Genomic DNA, 14,752 nt, shown 5'->3' on the forward strand with positions numbered 1-14,752 from the left:
CGTGCTGGTCTATTGACCATAGTATAGCATGATGAGGGGAGAACTTTCCTTTGGTTGGGCTCCCTGCCCCGGTTTTGGATGGTCACTTAAGGGCGGAAAGGCTGTACTATCGTAAAGGAAATGAAACAGCCGCGGCACCTTTGCCGCGCGCAATAAACAGCTAGGAGGGACAACGTTGACGGAAGTCGTCATGCATGGGATTATTTTGGCCGTCGGCCTTATTCTGCCGCTTGGGGCGCAGAATATTTTTGTGTTTAACCAGGGAGCGCTGCATCCCCGATTTATCCCCGCGCTTCCCGTTGTGATAACGGCGGCGCTGTGCGATACGCTGCTGATCTTCGCAGCCGTAGGCGGAGTGTCCCTGGCGGTGCAGTCGCTCCATTGGCTGACCCCCTTCATTTACGGGGCGGGCGCCGTCTTTTTAACCGTGATGGGCCGACAAATCCTGCGAGGGGGCACAGCGGGAGAACAAGCCGCCGTTCTTCCTCCAAAAGAACAGGTAGCCTATGCGCTGTCGGTGTCGCTGCTTAACCCGCATGCTCTGATGGACACGGTGGGCGTGATCGGAACAAGCTCCCTGCAGTATGGCGCCGCGGAGCGTTGGGCGTTCGCCGCCGCGGCCGCCGGGGTATCCTGGCTGTGGTTCATGGGCTTGTCCGCCGCCGGAAGGGCGCTCGGCAAGGCCGATCCTTCCGGCCGGCTGGTGCGGCTGCTGAACATATTCTCGGCGCTGCTGCTCTGGGGAATGGCCGGCTATATGGCCTGGCAGCTGTGGGCCGAGCTTGCCGTTTAACCGCCGATTTGCGACATACGGCGGGTTGTAGGCGTGTGGCTCTGGGCTTTTTTCTCCAGCGCCAGCGCCATTTCGTGGTTGTGGGGCTTGCCCGCCAGCGCCTTGCGGAATAAGCCTCGCACCGCTTCCGGGTCACCTGCCAGCGGACGCACGTTATATTCATCGGACCAATACAGACAGGCCTTGATATGACCGTCGGCCGTAAGGCGCAGCCGGTTGCAATTGTCGCAAAAATGCTCGCTTACCGGATGAATCAGACCGAATGTGCCTTTGGCGCCGACGATTCGGCTGTCCTGGGACGGGCCGTTTCCGGCGGGCGGGTGCGCTTCCTCGGTCTCCCATCCGGCCTCGCGGCATGCTTCGAGCACTCTTTCCAGCGGCAGGTAGGTCTGCCGCCAGGCGTCAGTTGTGCTGCCGATCGGCATATATTCGATAAACCGCACATTCAGCGGACTATTCAATGTAAGAGCAATAAAATCCTTGATCTCGTCGTCGTTGATGCCCTTCATGAGCACAACATTAAGCTTAATGGGCGAGAGTCCCGCAGCTTCGGCCGCCTCGATTCCTTTCAGCACCTTAGCTACTTCGCCGCCGCGCGTAATCATGGAGAACCGGTCCTGCCTTAGAGAGTCCAGGCTGATGTTCACCCTCGATAGGCCGGCAGCTTTCAGCACCGCCGCTTTGGTGGGCAGCAGCAGGCCGTTGGTGGTGAGCGAGATATCCTCGATGCCCGGAATGGACGACAGCATGGCGACCAGGCGCTCCAAATCTTTGCGGACCAGCGGCTCGCCGCCGGTTAGGCGAACCTTGCGCAGCCCGGCGGGGGCCAGCGCCTTCACGACGGAGGCGATCTCCTCATAGCTCATGATCTCGTCATGCGGCTGAAATTGCATTCCTTCCGCAGGCATACAATAGATACAGCGCAGATTGCAGCGGTCCGTAACCGAAATGCGCATATAATCATGAACGCGTCCAAAAGGGTCGGTCAGCAGTTCCATTATGAGTTGTCCCCTTTCGTTGCTCAGCGATTTTATTTCAAATTTTAAAGAATGATGGCGGTGCCGTCAATCTGAAGCTTTTGGCGATTCTTTATATATTATCACGGTTATCATGAGGACTGCCAAGCTAAGAGTTAAATTTGACAGTAATGCGACAAATGAAGGCAATCGCCATAAAATGCTCACGAAAAGCGTTTTCATTTTGGGCTATAATCAAAATATAAAGCCGTGATAACTTTTCATTATCAGAAAAAAGTTGTAAAATATGGTGGATTCGCGGCGTGGCCCGTAATATTGTTCGGGCCGGTATGCTCTATTGCGAAACTTACGAAAGACAACCACGGGTCCGTAGGTGCAGCCACCGGGTTACACGGTACGGATCAACCTTACAAGGAGGATTACCAATGACCAATATGACCGTTCCTTCCCTTGATGTTTCGGAAGCCTTCAGCCGTTGGCTGGAAAGCAGGGGATTTATATACCAGCTGTTTACGGATTTTTTCGGAAGAAAGCCGACCCTGTCGCTAATCGCGCAGTGGAGCCGCAATCGCCAGATCGGCGCGGCAGCCGAGATGTCGGAAGGGGGGCGCGAACTGAAGCGCTATTTATGCGGACAGAAGCCGCATGATCTTCTTCAGGTCTGCGAGACGGAAGCCGTGGAATACGACCGGCTGATGCGAGATGAAACCGTGGTCGGCCTTAAGCCGAGAGAAGCGGCCCTCCTGGGAGAAGCGGAGGAATTCTGCAACGTGCTTTCCGATGTGTATGCTTCCGCAGGCATCGTGTTCAAAAAATGCGGCGACGAGGCCGACGATCACATTGCCATCGAGCTGGAGTTTATGGCCGTGCTTCACGAGCGGATGCTGTTCAACAGCTTTTCGGTCAGAAGCGCGATGGAACTGCTGGACATCCAGGAGAATTTTTTGCAGGAGCATCTGCTGCTCTGGACTCCGGAATTCTGCGAAAGACTGGAAGCGGCAACGAACAGTCCGCTGTACCTGGGATTATCCCGGATGCTTGAGGAGTTTCTTCCTTACGATCTCCACATGCTGCAGTCTTGGAGAGCTTCTCTGGAGAATGCCGCGGCGGCGGTGTAGCACGCCCCTCAGTCGCGGTTGTTTGAAACAAAGATGCCCGGAAATCCGATGCGCGGAAATCCGGGCGTTTTTAATTTTTTACCGTTTATTTGCGCTCATCCCGTTCAATGCACTCATTTGATGAATATGCTCTTTCTGTTTCCATCCAGTTCACTTGATGTCAACTGAATAACCAACTCCTCAATTGCCGATAGGCTGGCCACAGCACAAAGGATATCCATCAACACCGCCATATGAATATAGGGAAGAAATAACGGAAATATGAATAAAGCGAAGCCGGTGATTTTGTTTCCGTAAGTGTGAGGAATTGCAAAGGTTTTGTATTTTTTCAGGGCTACGACAATCGATGCCAATCGGATCATACCAATCAAAATAACCCAAATGACGATTTCGGTTGCAGGATTTAGGATTGGATAAAGCACGACCAATAACACACCTACCATTATCAGGTCGGCCAAAGAATCCAGCTTTTCGCCAAGTCTGCTCGCTGTTCCCGTCTTTCGGGCAATAAACCCGTCTATCATATCACTGACCCCACAAATCATATATACTGCGTAAAAGGCCGCGCTTAATGGCTCAACAAAAATCAAAATCAAAGAGAAAATGATTCTGCTAAATGATATACAATTCGGTATTGCTTTCATCCTATCACCTCGCCTGATATATGCACGCCCATCCTCTATTTCATACCTTAACCCAACTTTCTTAAGAATAAGTTTCTCAGGTTTTTCCAATGTTTAAAAATGATTTTTCTCTCAAGCCGCATGTGAATAACAACTTTAGATTTTGCTGTCTTGGCGGCCCGCAGATCTACGGGAATTACCCCGGGAGGGTGTATAATAGACTCAGGTAGGGGAAGGGAGGATGGAAATGGGACTTTTCGTCGGCCTGGATATCGGCACTACAAGCGCGAAGGTATTTTTGTATGAAAGGCATGGTAAAATCCGCGGGCAGGGCAAAGCGGCTTACACGCTGCTTGTCCCGGAGCCGGGAAGGGCGGAGCAGCGGCCGGAGGAGATTATGAATGCCGTTGCCGAAGCGTTCCGCCGGGCAATGATCAACGGCGGGGCCAAGCCGGAGGACATCGAAGCGGTGGGGGTCAGCGCGGCCATGCACAGTCTGATGGCGGTGGATAAGGACGGAATGCCGCTGACCCCCCTGCTCATCTGGGCGGATAATCGCAGTGTTCCCCAACTGGCAGAATTGAAGCGCAGCGGTGAGTCGGAAGAATTGTATGCGCTGACAGGCACCCCAGCCCATCCCATGTCGCCGCTTGGCAAGCTGCTGTGGTGGAAGGAGAACAAGCCGGAGCTGTTCGAAACAGCAGCCCAGTTCATTTCCATCAAGGAATACCTTCTGCATCGATGCTTCGGCTTGTATGCGCTTGATGTGTCAACGGCTGCGGCCACCGGGCTGCTGGACATCTCCGGACGCGGCTGGTGCGAAAAAGCGCTGCAGCTGGCCGGGATCGGGAAGGAGCGGCTCGGCGAGATTGTGCCGGTAACCGAGGTTCTGCGGGGAATGAAGCCCGAGATGGCGGAAGCCTTCGGACTGTTGCCGCATACGCCGTGGGTTATCGGGGCAAGCGACGGCGCGCTTGCCAACATCGGCTCCGGCGCGGCCAGTCTCGGAAACACCGCCGTTACGATCGGCGGGGGCGGCGCGGTCCGGCGGTTTGTTTCCAATCCGCTGACCGACCCGCAGGGCCGCACCTTTTGCTATGCGTTCAGCGAAGACCGCTGGCTGATCGGCGGACCGACCAACAACGGCGGTATCGCCCTGCGCTGGTTCAAAGAGCAGTTCATGAACGGCGTCCTGCCCGGCCCGGAGATAAGGGATGCTATCCGGGCGCAACCGGAGAGAAGGCAGCGGCGCGGGAGACAGCATGTCGTCATCGATCCGTCCAAGCCAGGCCACAGCTCGCTCGACGACTTGATTGCCCTGGCCATGTCGGTTCCGGCCGGCGCCGACGGCGTGCTGTTCCTTCCTTATCTGAGCGGAGAACGCGCTCCTTACTGGAACCCGGATGCCCGCGGCGTATTCGCCGGCGCGGGCCTGCACCACGGACGGCAGCATTTCGTCCGGGCCGTACTGGAAGGGGTGCTGTTCGCGGTGAACGATGTGACGGAAACGCTCAGCAACCTGGCCGGTCCGCCGGAGCGGATGCTCGCTTCTGGCGGGTTCGCCTCGTCGGCGGTCTGGACCGGACTGCTCTCCGATATGACGGGCCTGCGGATCGATGTGCCAAGCAGCTACGAAGCCTCCGCTTTCGGAGCGGCGCTGCTGGCGATGTTCGCGACGGGAGCGCTGAATTCGCTGGATCAAGCGGATGGGCTCGTCGGCATTCTGCGGAGCCATGCTCCAAATGAAGAGAACCGCGCCGTGTATGAGAAGCTGTATCCGCTGTTCAAGGACGTTTACCGGCGTCTGGAGCCCGTGTTTCCGGAGCTGGTCTCCATGCAGGGCCGGTTGTAGATCTTGAAATAAAGAAGCCATCCTCCACAGGTTTGTGTGGGATGGTTTTTTGCTCTTTAGGCGGCCCGGGCTTCGGAAGGATGAACGGATGCCGCCGCATAACAGGTTACAGTTTTGTCGTAATTGCTCTTTTAAAGAGGATTGATGTAGGAAGAAGGTCGTCTATCATGTAAAATATATGATGGTATTCCGAAAACTGTTGTGAATTTGGAAGAGGTAGATTGCCAATGAGAAGAGGACTGCAGGCTGTAATCATTATTGGAGCTTTGCTCGCGTTTTATTATTTCGGCTTCGGCATTTTCGGCAGCACCGGCGGTACGATTATCAGTATTTTTTCCACGCTGACGGTCGTTTCGATCGGGCTCGCCATTTTTATGGAGAACCGCAACCCGTCATCGACGATGGCCTGGATTCTACTGCTTGCGCTCATTCCTGTAGTAGGACTCGTGTTCTATTTTCTGTTCGGGCAAAACGTATTCAAGCGCCGTAAATACGACAAAAAGGCTCAGCGCGACCTGATGGCCTATGAGCGGATCGAGAACGATGCCCTGCGCTTGCACCAGGACTGGTCGGTCTTCAATTCCTCGCAGCGTAAGCTGCTTGGCCTGTCGCAGCGGCTGGCGCGTTCGCCGATCTCCTTCACTTCGGAGACGCGGGTGCTTACCAACGGCGAGGAGACGTTTGGGACGCTTCTGATGGAGCTGCGTCAGGCGCAGCACCACATCCATATGGAGTATTATATTTTCCGCGCTGACGAGATCGGGACAAGAATTCAGCAGATCCTTATTGAAAAAGCCCGCGCCGGCGTCAAGGTCCGCTTCATGTATGATGCCGTGGGCAGCATGCATCTGTCCCAGAGTTTCCTCAAGGCTTTGAGCGACGCGGGGGTAAAGGTTGCGGCGTACGGCAGATCCAAGACCTTTTTCTCCAGCCGGGTCAACTACCGGAATCACCGCAAAATCGTGGTCATCGACGGCGATGTCGGCTTTATGGGCGGGCTCAATGTGGGAGACGAGTACTTGAGCCGCAGCAAAACCTACGGCTTCTGGCGCGACACGCATATGCTGGTGCGGGGCGAGGCGGTGCGGACGATGCAGATTATCTTTCTGCTGGACTGGATGCACACGACCGGCGAGCGGATCCTGGAGCAGGATTATTTGTCGCCTCAGCTCCGGTATACCGGGGGCGGGGGCGCGGTGCAGATTATCGCGAGCGGCCCTGACAACGAGAGGCGAGCGCTCAAAAATATTTTCTTCTCCATGATCACCTCGGCCGAGAAGTCGGTCTGGATTGCGTCGCCGTATTTTATCCCCGACGAGGATATTTACACGGCTTTGCGCGTCGCGGCTCTCTCCGGGCTGGATGTGCGTCTGCTGTTCCCGGCCAAGCCGGACAAATGGCTGCCGTTTCTCGCGTCCCATTCCTATTTCCCGGCCTTGCTGGAAGCGGGCGTCAAAATTTTTGAGTATGAAAAAGGGTTTATTCATTCCAAGCTGCTCATCATTGACGGCGAAATTGCCACGATCGGCACGGCCAATATGGATATGCGCAGCTTCCATTTGAACTTCGAGGTCAATGCGCTGCTGCTGCAGACCGAAAGCGTCAAGCGCATCGTTGCCGACTTCGAGCGCGACTTGCTGTCTACATCGGAGATTATCCACGAGAAGTTTATGGATAAGCGGCTGCTGGAGCGGCTGCTGGAGTCTGCGGCAAGGCTGATGTCGCCGCTGCTGTAAAGAATCGGCGCGAAGTTCTTTCTATCCGTACACCGGCTGCCATGACCGGTCAAGGAACTCTATCTAGTACGTCGTTAAACCCAGTGCGTTCTGAATACGCATGATGGCATATTTCAGCCAGGTGATTTCGCTCTGATAGCTTGCCGGCGGCAGACTGTACTCGGCCCCTTCATTGTTCCACAGCCGGTTGAAATAGGCGTCAAGCTGCCCGTAAATCGGCTGACTGGAGTCAAATGCAGCCCACAGATCGTTCTCGAGATTATAATCGTCCAGATTGCGGGCCGTAAAATTGGCGGAGCCGCCGATTGCGATGGACTTGCCGCTTTCTTTGTCCACAAAGAGCAGTTTCGTATGGTACTGCTCTTTTGTCGTGTTATACCAGCGGATGGATATTTGCCCGCCTGACCTGCGGTTCAGCTCCAAGGCCACGGGGCGGTTGGGAATGCCGATTTTGCTGCGGCCAAAAGCGTTCTGGTTCGGGTCCAGCAGAAGCCGCACGGAAGCTCCCCGTTCCGAGGTCTTTACCACTTCGTCTATAATGGCGTCGTCGGCGAGATAGAACATGCCCATCCATACCGTGTCACCCTTGGACGAGCTGCGGAGAGCCTGAAGCGCATATTTGTATATTTTCCCTTCCGTCAAATAACGAATGTCCACCGGACCGCCGCCGTTAGCCGGAGACTGCGGAAAAGATGGCTGTGTCTTCAGCAGCGGACCCGCACCGGACAAATCCGCCGCGGCCTGCTCCGTCCGCACAATATCCGCGATAACCGGTCCCTGCACCTCAAGCGCGATATTGGAATTAAAGGCGCTTGCGTCGTGCACGTTGGCCGAACTGATTAGTGCCGACCGTTCGCTGACGATGACTTTTCGGTGATTAGCCTTGACGTTCAGCAGCTTTAAATAGGACCTTACGGTAATATCCGGTCCGTTGTTTGCCATTAGATTGGGAACCCAGCCCTTGCCGGATTGCCCGAACCACTGGATGAATGTGCGCCAGACGGCGGAGTAAGCGGGAGTCGAATCCCGCAAAGGATCGACATTCGTAATGATAACGTTGATGCCCGCTTGTTTCATTTTTTCGAGCAGGGCATTGGGGGCGGAGCCGTAGTTAGTATTAACTTCGTCCGTGATGAACGCGATATCCATATCCGGGTATTTCATTTTGTGGGCAATCAGCTTGTCGGCGAGCGTGCGGCTTACTGGGGGGAAATGCTGCCCTTTATGCGTATAATTGTTGAACAGGAACATATCGACAATCAGAAATTGTCTGGATTCGTCAATAATTTGCAGAATTCTCGGCAAAATACCGCTCTCATGCCTGCCTTCCGGACTGCCGTCCGGGTAAGTCAGATCCTGCCATAACGTTACGTTCTCCACACGGTACAAAGGGCTTTCGAACGAAAGGCCGGGAGGCAGCGGCTTGTGCGTCTGATAGATCATCACGCCGATCAGCCAGAGAAGAAGAGTGGTAATAACGGCCAATGTCCATTTATGAGGGCGTCTTGAGAAATGTCCGGAATAGTTCCGTTCAGGGGGGCGATCCGAAAGGATTGCGGGCGGACTATCATTTATCGAACGATTGTTGGAGCGGCTCGGATTCATAGAAGGTTCCTCCTGAAAAAAGGTGTGCAGCGGTTGTCCGTTTCGTCCTGCTATTTATTATTACCGCCAGGAGGAAACGGGTGAAGCAGTATGGCCGCCATCTGATATGCCGCCTATGCTGTTGCTGCACCATTGACCAAGTTGAAAAACAACGCTTATCCGGGCTTAGGTGCGGATGAAGCTGTTAAATTCGCTTACTCGGTTGTGCTATACTATGACAGCAGGAACAAAAAATTGATGAAAGGCCAAGTGCCGATTAATATGAATAATGAACATATACCGGAAGGAACGACCGGAGGGCGCAAGATCGAACACGTGCGTCTTTGCCTGAATGAAGACGTCGCAGGCCAAGGTATTACCACGGGCTTCGAACATTACCGGTTCCGGCATAATGCGCTGCCGGAGCTGAACTTTGAAGATATCATGCTGAATACCTCTTTTCTCGGCCGGAGTCTGCACACACCTCTGCTGATCAGCTCGATGACCGGCGGCAGCGCCGCGACCGGCGAGATCAATGCGCGGCTGGCCCAGGCGGCCCAGGGACGCGGCTGGACGCTGGGCGTCGGTTCAGTCCGGGCCGCGGTGGAACGGCCGGAGCTTGAGGCTACGTTCCGGGTGCGGGACCGCGCGCCGGATGTTCCGGTCATCGCGAACCTCGGAGCGGTTCAGCTGTCCTACGGCTTCGGCGTAGACGACTGCCGCCGGGCGGTGGAAATCGCCGGGGCCGACTGGCTGGTGCTGCATTTAAACGGCCTCCAGGAGGTGTTCCAGCCTGAAGGCAATACCGGATTCGGCTCGCTGCTGCCCAAGATTGAGCGTTTATGCCGCAGCCTGGAAGTTCCGGTCGGCATCAAGGAGGTCGGCTGGGGCATCGACGGCGAGACGGCGGTTAAACTGTACAGCGCCGGCGCCGCCTTCATCGATGTGGCCGGAGCGGGCGGGACGTCCTGGAGCCAGGTCGAGAAGTTCCGCAGCGCCGATCCGGTTAAGCGCGGCGCCGCCGAGGCGTTCGCCGATTGGGGCATCCCGACCGCCGACTGCATTGCTGAAGTGCGCTCCGCGGCGCCTGAAGGCGCGTTGATCGGCAGCGGAGGCCTCCGCAGCGGCGTGGACGCCGCCAAGGCACTGGCCCTCGGCGCGGATCTGGCCGGTTTTGGCCGAAATCTGCTTGGCCCGGCGGTGGAATCGGAGGCAGCGCTGGAAGCGGCGCTTGAGCAGACCGAGCTGGAGCTGCGGACGGTGATGTTCGGCATCGGCGTCTCCTCCGTGGCGGACTTGCGCGGAACGCCGCGGCTGGTGCGCATCTAAATACCGAAATAAGGAAGGTCTAATCATAATGATAAAACTGGTTCAAATGGACGAAGCGACGTTTCAATTTTTCATGAGTCAATCGACCAGCGACTATGCCGAAGAAAAAGTGAAATCGGGAGCATGGGAACCGGATAACGCGCTGAAACAGTCCAAAGAGGCGATGACGCGCTTTTTGCCCCGGGGGCTGCATACCGAAGGAGCTTATCTATACTCTGTGGTCGAAGAAGAGAGCGATACCCATGTCGGGTACATTTGGTTCAACGTTACCGAGGGCCGGCGCAGCCGGGAAGCTTTTATTTATGACATTTATATTTATGAACCGTTCCAGGGCAAGGGCTACGGCAAGCAGGCCATGCAGGCGCTCGACGAAGAGGCCCGCAGCATGAATGTCAGCAAGATCGGGCTGCATGTGTTCGGTCAGAACCAACGCGCGTTCGAGCTGTACAAAAAAATGGGCTTCGGAGTGACCGACATTACGATGTCCAAGGATCTGTAGCGTGTGATGCGCCGCGTTCGGCTTCGCCGTTATATAAACACGGTAAGCCTATAAAGAGCGGGCGACGCCCACACCGCAGGAAGAATACGAAGGATGTCCGATGGGGTGAGGTCCTTCATGTGATTAGGTCAGCCGGAGGTTCAGGCTGGCCTTTTTTGCCGAGAGGTTCAAGAGAGTGGCAGTGGAGAGGCGTGCTGAGTAGATCGTCCTCTATAGGAGGAATGCGGAGTACACCGTCCCCTCGGTAAGGACATTTGGATGGACATGTCTTTTAAAAGGTGGACATCGGCACAAGGTAGTCACCTTTAAGCCAAGATTCTATATATTGATAAAATAAACGGAACGGTTTCAATATATAGTAATAATGTTGCTTGAGGACAGATTGGCCGTGTAGATCTCGGTTTTGTGGAAGTGTCCACGCTTTAAAAGACATTTTTTTGGATTTTGTATCTGTGAAATGGACAGATCAGCTGCATAAGGCGTTAGCCGGCGCAGAAATAAGGCGTTTACGCCGCTTGTCCGGCAGTGCGGGGAATAGGCTGTTTATTTTAGTTATGCGGGAAGCGCCACTGGTCTCTTTAAGGGTTCCGTCCCCCGGTATTGCTGGGGTGTTTGTTCTAATATATAATAGTTTAGATCGCAAGGCTTACTGGTCAATTAACGAAAAATGGGAGTTGTCATATATATGGCTTTGAAAGCGGGTATCGTAGGTCTGCCCAACGTGGGCAAATCGACATTGTTTAATGCAATTACGCAGGCGGGCGCGGAGTCCGCGAATTATCCCTTTTGCACAATCGACCCGAACGTCGGAGTCGTGGAAGTTCCGGATGAGCGCCTCGACAAGCTGACTGAACTGGTTGTGCCGAACAAAACAGTGCCGACCGCATTTGAGTTCGTCGACATTGCCGGACTGGTGCGCGGAGCGAGCAAGGGCGAGGGGCTGGGCAACAAGTTCCTGGCGCATATCCGCGAGGTGGACGCCATCGTCCATGTCGTGCGCTGCTTCGAGGACGAGAACGTTACCCACGTTGACGGCAAGGTTAATCCGATCAGCGATATCCAGACGATTAACCTGGAGCTGATTCTGGCCGACGTGGAGAGCGTGGAGAAACGGATCGACCGTTCCCGCAAAAACATGAAGGGCGGCAACAAGCAGTACGCTCAGGAAGTGGAAGTGCTCGATCGCGTCAAAGAAGCGCTGTACAACGACATGCCCGCCCGCAGCGTGGAGCTTAACGATGAAGAACAACTCATCGTGCGCGATCTTCATCTGCTGACACTGAAGCCGGTGCTGTACGCGGCCAATGTCGGCGAAGACGAGGTTGCCACAGCGGAAGAGAATCCGTATGTGAAGCAGGTTCGCGAGTTCGCCGCCGCCGAGAACGCGGAAGTGGTGCCGATCAGCGCGAAGGTGGAGGCGGAAATCGCCGAGCTGGAAGGCGAAGACAAGGCGATGTTCCTCGAAGAACTGGGGCTTGAAGAGTCGGGGTTGAATCGACTGATCAAGGCTGCTTATAAGCTGCTTGGGCTGTATACGTACTTTACGGCGGGCGTGCAGGAGGTTCGCGCCTGGACGATCCGCAAAGGGACCAAAGCCCCCGGAGCGGCCGGGGTTATTCACTCCGACTTCGAACGCGGCTTTATCCGCGCGGAAGTGGTGGCTTACGACGATCTGGTTGCCGCAGGTTCGATGAACGGCGCTAAAGAGCGCGGCCAGCTTCGGCTTGAAGGCAAGGAATATGTGGTGCAGGACGGAGACGTTATGCATTTCCGGTTTAACGTATAAAGCTTGTTGATTTTTAATGTTTGCCTCTGACAGGCGGGTAACTTCGCGGGTGGAGCGGAGCTGCCTGTCGCCGAGAGGGAACGATAGGCCATTTCGCGGCAGAATATTCTTTACGCGGGATGGCCTTTTGCGCGATTTTGGACCCTGCACCGGTTTGTCGGCTGTCGGATGACGAAATGTAGCCAAATCGGCGGATTCGTGATATAATATAAAGTCGTGAAACTGTATTTAAAATGAAAAATGAACTAAAGAGGTGAATTCCCTTGTTGGACCGATTGCAATCTCTGGCGGACCGCTATGAGAAACTCAGTGAACTGCTTTGCGATCCGGATGTTGCAAGCGATAGTAAGAAACTGAGGGACTATTCCAAAGAACAATCCGATCTGCAGCCCGCCTACGAGGCTTATACCGAATATAGAAATGTGATGGAAGAGCTCGACGCCGCCAAAGCGATGCTCGGCGAGAAGCTCGACGATGAAATGCGCGACATGGTGAAGATGGAAATCGAGGAATTGTCGCAGCGCCAGACCGAGCTGGAGGAGAAAATCCGCATTCTGCTGCTGCCGAAGGACCCGAACGACGACAAGAACGTGATCGTCGAAATCCGGGGGGCGGCCGGCGGGGACGAAGCGGCTCTGTTCGCTTCCGACCTGTACCGTATGTACACCCGCTTTGCAGATACCCAGGGCTGGCGCGTGGAGCTGATGGACGCCAATACGAACGATCTGGGCGGATTTAAAGAGGTCATCTTTATGATCAATGGCCGTGGAGCTTACAGCAAAATGAAGTACGAAAGCGGCGCGCACCGCGTTCAGCGCATCCCGACGACGGAATCGGGCGGCCGGATTCACACTTCGACTTCGACCGTGGCGGTCATGCCGGAAGCGGAGGAAGTCGATATCGAAATCCTTGACAAGGATATCCGCGTGGATACGTTCTGTTCCAGCGGCGCGGGCGGCCAGTCCGTCAATACGACAAAATCCGCAGTCCGCGTGACGCATGTTCCTACGGGAATCGTGGCGACCTGTCAGGACGGCAAATCGCAGAATTCCAACAAAGAGAAGGCTCTTCAGGTGCTGCGCGCCCGGATTTCCGACATGAAGCGGCAGGAAGAAGAAGCCAAGTATGCCGGCGAGCGCAAGAGCAAGGTCGGCACCGGCGACCGCAGTGAGCGGATTCGGACCTACAACTTCCCTCAGAGCCGGGTGACCGATCACCGGATCGGCCTGACGCTGCACCGTCTGGATTCGGTTATGAACGGCGAAATCGAAGAGATTATTTCGGCGCTCTCCATTGCGGAACAGGCGGATCTGTTGGAAAAGGGAGAATAATGCTTTGAAACAGAGCGCATATATCATGCCGCAGGTGCAAAGCATCCGGGAAGCCTTTGCGGAGGCTTCTTCTTTTTTAAGCGATCTCGGCGTCAGCGAGCCGCAGCGCAGCTCCCAGCTACTGCTGGAGCATGTGCTGGACCTGTCCGGCGCGGCTTACTACATGGCCTTGGCCGATCCCTTTCCGGCGGACAAGCGGGAGCAGTGGGAGATCGCCGTGACGCGCAGGGCGGGCGGAGAGCCGGTACAGTATATTACCGGTGAGCAGGAATTCTACGGCCGCCCCTTTGAGGTGACGCCGGATGTTCTGATTCCCCGCCCGGAGACAGAGCTGCTCGTGGAGGCGGTGCTGCGCTATGCGGCGGAGCTGTGGCCGGAGGGAGCGGCTGAGCTTGCGGGCAAGCCGGCCGGAACGGCCGATAAGACCGGCGGAAAGAACGGAGCCTGCGGGGATGGAGCTCGCGGCGAGGCCGGGACCTGCGCAGCTGCAAGCGGCCCGGCCTGTTCCGGTGGAACAGCCGCGGATGAGCCGGGCGCTGCCGGTGTGCAAGGCGAAAGGCCGGACGCCGCGGAGCGCGGCGGGCTACGCCGCCTAACCGCGATCGACATCGGCGCGGGCAGCGGCGCGATCTCCGTCACGCTGGCGGCCGAAGCGCCGGCGTGGCGGGTGCTCGCCGGCGACATCTCGCCGGCGGCCCTGGCCGTGGCCGGCCGCAACGCGGAGCGTCTCGGCGCGGCGGTGGAGCTGCGGCTCGGTGACCTGCTCGAGCCGTTCAAGGGCTTGGAGACGGATATTCTCGTCTCCAACCCGCCCTACATCCCCGGCGCGGACATCGCCGGGCTTCAGCGCGAAGTGCGCGACCATGAGCCGCGCACCGCACTGGACGGCGGCGAGGACGGGCTGGACCCGTATCGCCGCATGATGGAGCAGCTTCCGCTGCTCCCGGCTCCGCCGCGCCTCGTCGGCTTCGAGCTAGGCTTCGGCCAGGCGGAGCAGGTGGCCGCCCTGCTTACGGCGGCCGGGCATTGGAGCGAGATCGTGACCGTTCCCGATCTCGCGGGCATTCCCCGCCATGTGCTGGGGATTGCGCGTTAGCAACCCAATCCCTTACAATAAAGTCAGC

The 14,752-nt window shown here is 56.2% G+C and carries 12 protein-coding genes; 9 read left to right on the plus strand and 3 right to left on the minus strand.

Features of this window, described 5'->3' with window-relative positions; translation table 11 throughout:
• Positions 1 to 175 precede the first annotated feature (175 nt).
• Positions 176 to 793 carry a LysE/ArgO family amino acid transporter gene (locus tag EH198_RS15970; protein WP_124696514.1) on the plus strand — a complete coding sequence of 206 codons (618 nt, stop codon included), beginning with the start codon at positions 176 to 178 and terminating at the stop codon, positions 791 to 793.
• Here the strand turns inward: EH198_RS15970 and moaA are convergent.
• Positions 790 to 1,794: a GTP 3',8-cyclase MoaA gene (gene moaA, locus EH198_RS15975; RefSeq protein WP_124696515.1), complete on the minus strand. Its 1,005-nt coding sequence runs from the start codon at positions 1,792 to 1,794 to the stop codon at positions 790 to 792. The genes EH198_RS15970 and moaA overlap by 4 nt on opposite strands.
• A gap of 401 nt (positions 1,795 to 2,195) precedes the next feature.
• Here moaA and EH198_RS15980 point away from each other — a divergent pair, with 401 nt between their 5' ends.
• A complete protein-coding gene (locus EH198_RS15980) occupies positions 2,196 to 2,888 on the plus strand; it encodes a TorD/DmsD family molecular chaperone (RefSeq protein ID WP_124696516.1) in 693 nt (230 codons plus the stop codon).
• Positions 2,889 to 3,001: 113 nt separating this feature from the next.
• Here EH198_RS15980 and EH198_RS15985 read toward each other — a convergent pair whose 3' ends face one another.
• A complete protein-coding gene (locus tag EH198_RS15985; RefSeq protein ID WP_124696517.1) occupies positions 3,002 to 3,532 on the minus strand; it encodes a CDP-alcohol phosphatidyltransferase family protein in 531 nt (176 codons plus the stop codon).
• A gap of 220 nt (positions 3,533 to 3,752) precedes the next feature.
• On the opposite strand from EH198_RS15985, the gene EH198_RS15990 reads away from it, so the two are divergent.
• Positions 3,753 to 5,363, plus strand: coding sequence for a gluconokinase (locus EH198_RS15990; protein WP_124696518.1), 1,611 nt, complete (start codon positions 3,753 to 3,755; stop codon positions 5,361 to 5,363).
• A 227-nt stretch (positions 5,364 to 5,590) separates the two neighbouring features.
• Complete coding sequence (gene cls / locus EH198_RS15995) at positions 5,591 to 7,099, plus strand: cardiolipin synthase (RefSeq protein WP_124696519.1); 1,509 nt, start codon at positions 5,591 to 5,593, stop codon at positions 7,097 to 7,099.
• 63 nt (positions 7,100 to 7,162) lie between these two features.
• Here the strand turns inward: cls and EH198_RS16000 are convergent, their stop codons facing one another.
• A complete protein-coding gene (locus EH198_RS16000) occupies positions 7,163 to 8,704 on the minus strand; it encodes a phospholipase D family protein (protein ID WP_124696520.1) in 1,542 nt (513 codons plus the stop codon).
• A gap of 237 nt (positions 8,705 to 8,941) precedes the next feature.
• On the opposite strand from EH198_RS16000, the gene fni reads away from it, so the two are divergent.
• The 5 genes from fni (at position 8,942) to EH198_RS16025 (ending at position 14,724) form a co-directional block, all read left to right on the plus strand.
• Positions 8,942 to 10,012 (plus strand): type 2 isopentenyl-diphosphate Delta-isomerase, encoded by a 1,071-nt coding sequence (gene fni / locus EH198_RS16005; RefSeq protein WP_124696521.1) that lies wholly within the window; start codon positions 8,942 to 8,944, stop codon positions 10,010 to 10,012.
• 28 nt (positions 10,013 to 10,040) lie between these two features.
• Complete coding sequence (locus tag EH198_RS16010; protein ID WP_246014367.1) at positions 10,041 to 10,511, plus strand: GNAT family N-acetyltransferase; 471 nt, start codon at positions 10,041 to 10,043, stop codon at positions 10,509 to 10,511.
• A gap of 685 nt (positions 10,512 to 11,196) precedes the next feature.
• Positions 11,197 to 12,297 carry a redox-regulated ATPase YchF gene (ychF, locus tag EH198_RS16015; protein ID WP_124696522.1) on the plus strand — a complete coding sequence of 367 codons (1,101 nt, stop codon included), beginning with the start codon at positions 11,197 to 11,199 and terminating at the stop codon, positions 12,295 to 12,297.
• A gap of 263 nt (positions 12,298 to 12,560) precedes the next feature.
• Entirely contained in the window at positions 12,561 to 13,628 is a 1,068-nt protein-coding gene (gene prfA, locus EH198_RS16020) for a peptide chain release factor 1 (protein ID WP_124696523.1), read from the plus strand.
• Positions 13,591 to 14,724: a N5-glutamine methyltransferase family protein gene (locus EH198_RS16025; RefSeq protein WP_379311004.1), complete on the plus strand. Its 1,134-nt coding sequence runs from the start codon at positions 13,591 to 13,593 to the stop codon at positions 14,722 to 14,724. The genes prfA and EH198_RS16025 overlap by 38 nt, the downstream gene beginning before the upstream one ends.
• The last annotated feature ends 28 nt before the right edge of the window (positions 14,725 to 14,752 follow it).

This window comes from Paenibacillus rhizophilus, from assembly GCF_003854965.1.
GTDB classification, from domain to species: Bacteria; Bacillota; Bacilli; order Paenibacillales; family Paenibacillaceae; genus Paenibacillus_AQ; species Paenibacillus_AQ rhizophilus.

Coding starts and splice junctions, on each gene's coding strand:
- EH198_RS15980 (WP_124696516.1), top strand. CDS start 2,196: ATGACCAATATGACCGTTCCTTCCCTTGATGTTTCGGAAGCCTTCAGC.
- EH198_RS15985 (WP_124696517.1), bottom strand. CDS start 3,532: ATGAAAGCAATACCGAATTGTATATCATTTAGCAGAATCATTTTCTCT.
- EH198_RS15990 (WP_124696518.1), top strand. CDS start 3,753: ATGGAAATGGGACTTTTCGTCGGCCTGGATATCGGCACTACAAGCGCG.
- cls (WP_124696519.1), top strand. CDS start 5,591: ATGAGAAGAGGACTGCAGGCTGTAATCATTATTGGAGCTTTGCTCGCG.
- EH198_RS16000 (WP_124696520.1), bottom strand. CDS start 8,704: ATGAATCCGAGCCGCTCCAACAATCGTTCGATAAATGATAGTCCGCCC.
- fni (WP_124696521.1), top strand. CDS start 8,942: ATGAAAGGCCAAGTGCCGATTAATATGAATAATGAACATATACCGGAA.
- EH198_RS16010 (WP_246014367.1), top strand. CDS start 10,041: ATGATAAAACTGGTTCAAATGGACGAAGCGACGTTTCAATTTTTCATG.
- ychF (WP_124696522.1), top strand. CDS start 11,197: ATGGCTTTGAAAGCGGGTATCGTAGGTCTGCCCAACGTGGGCAAATCG.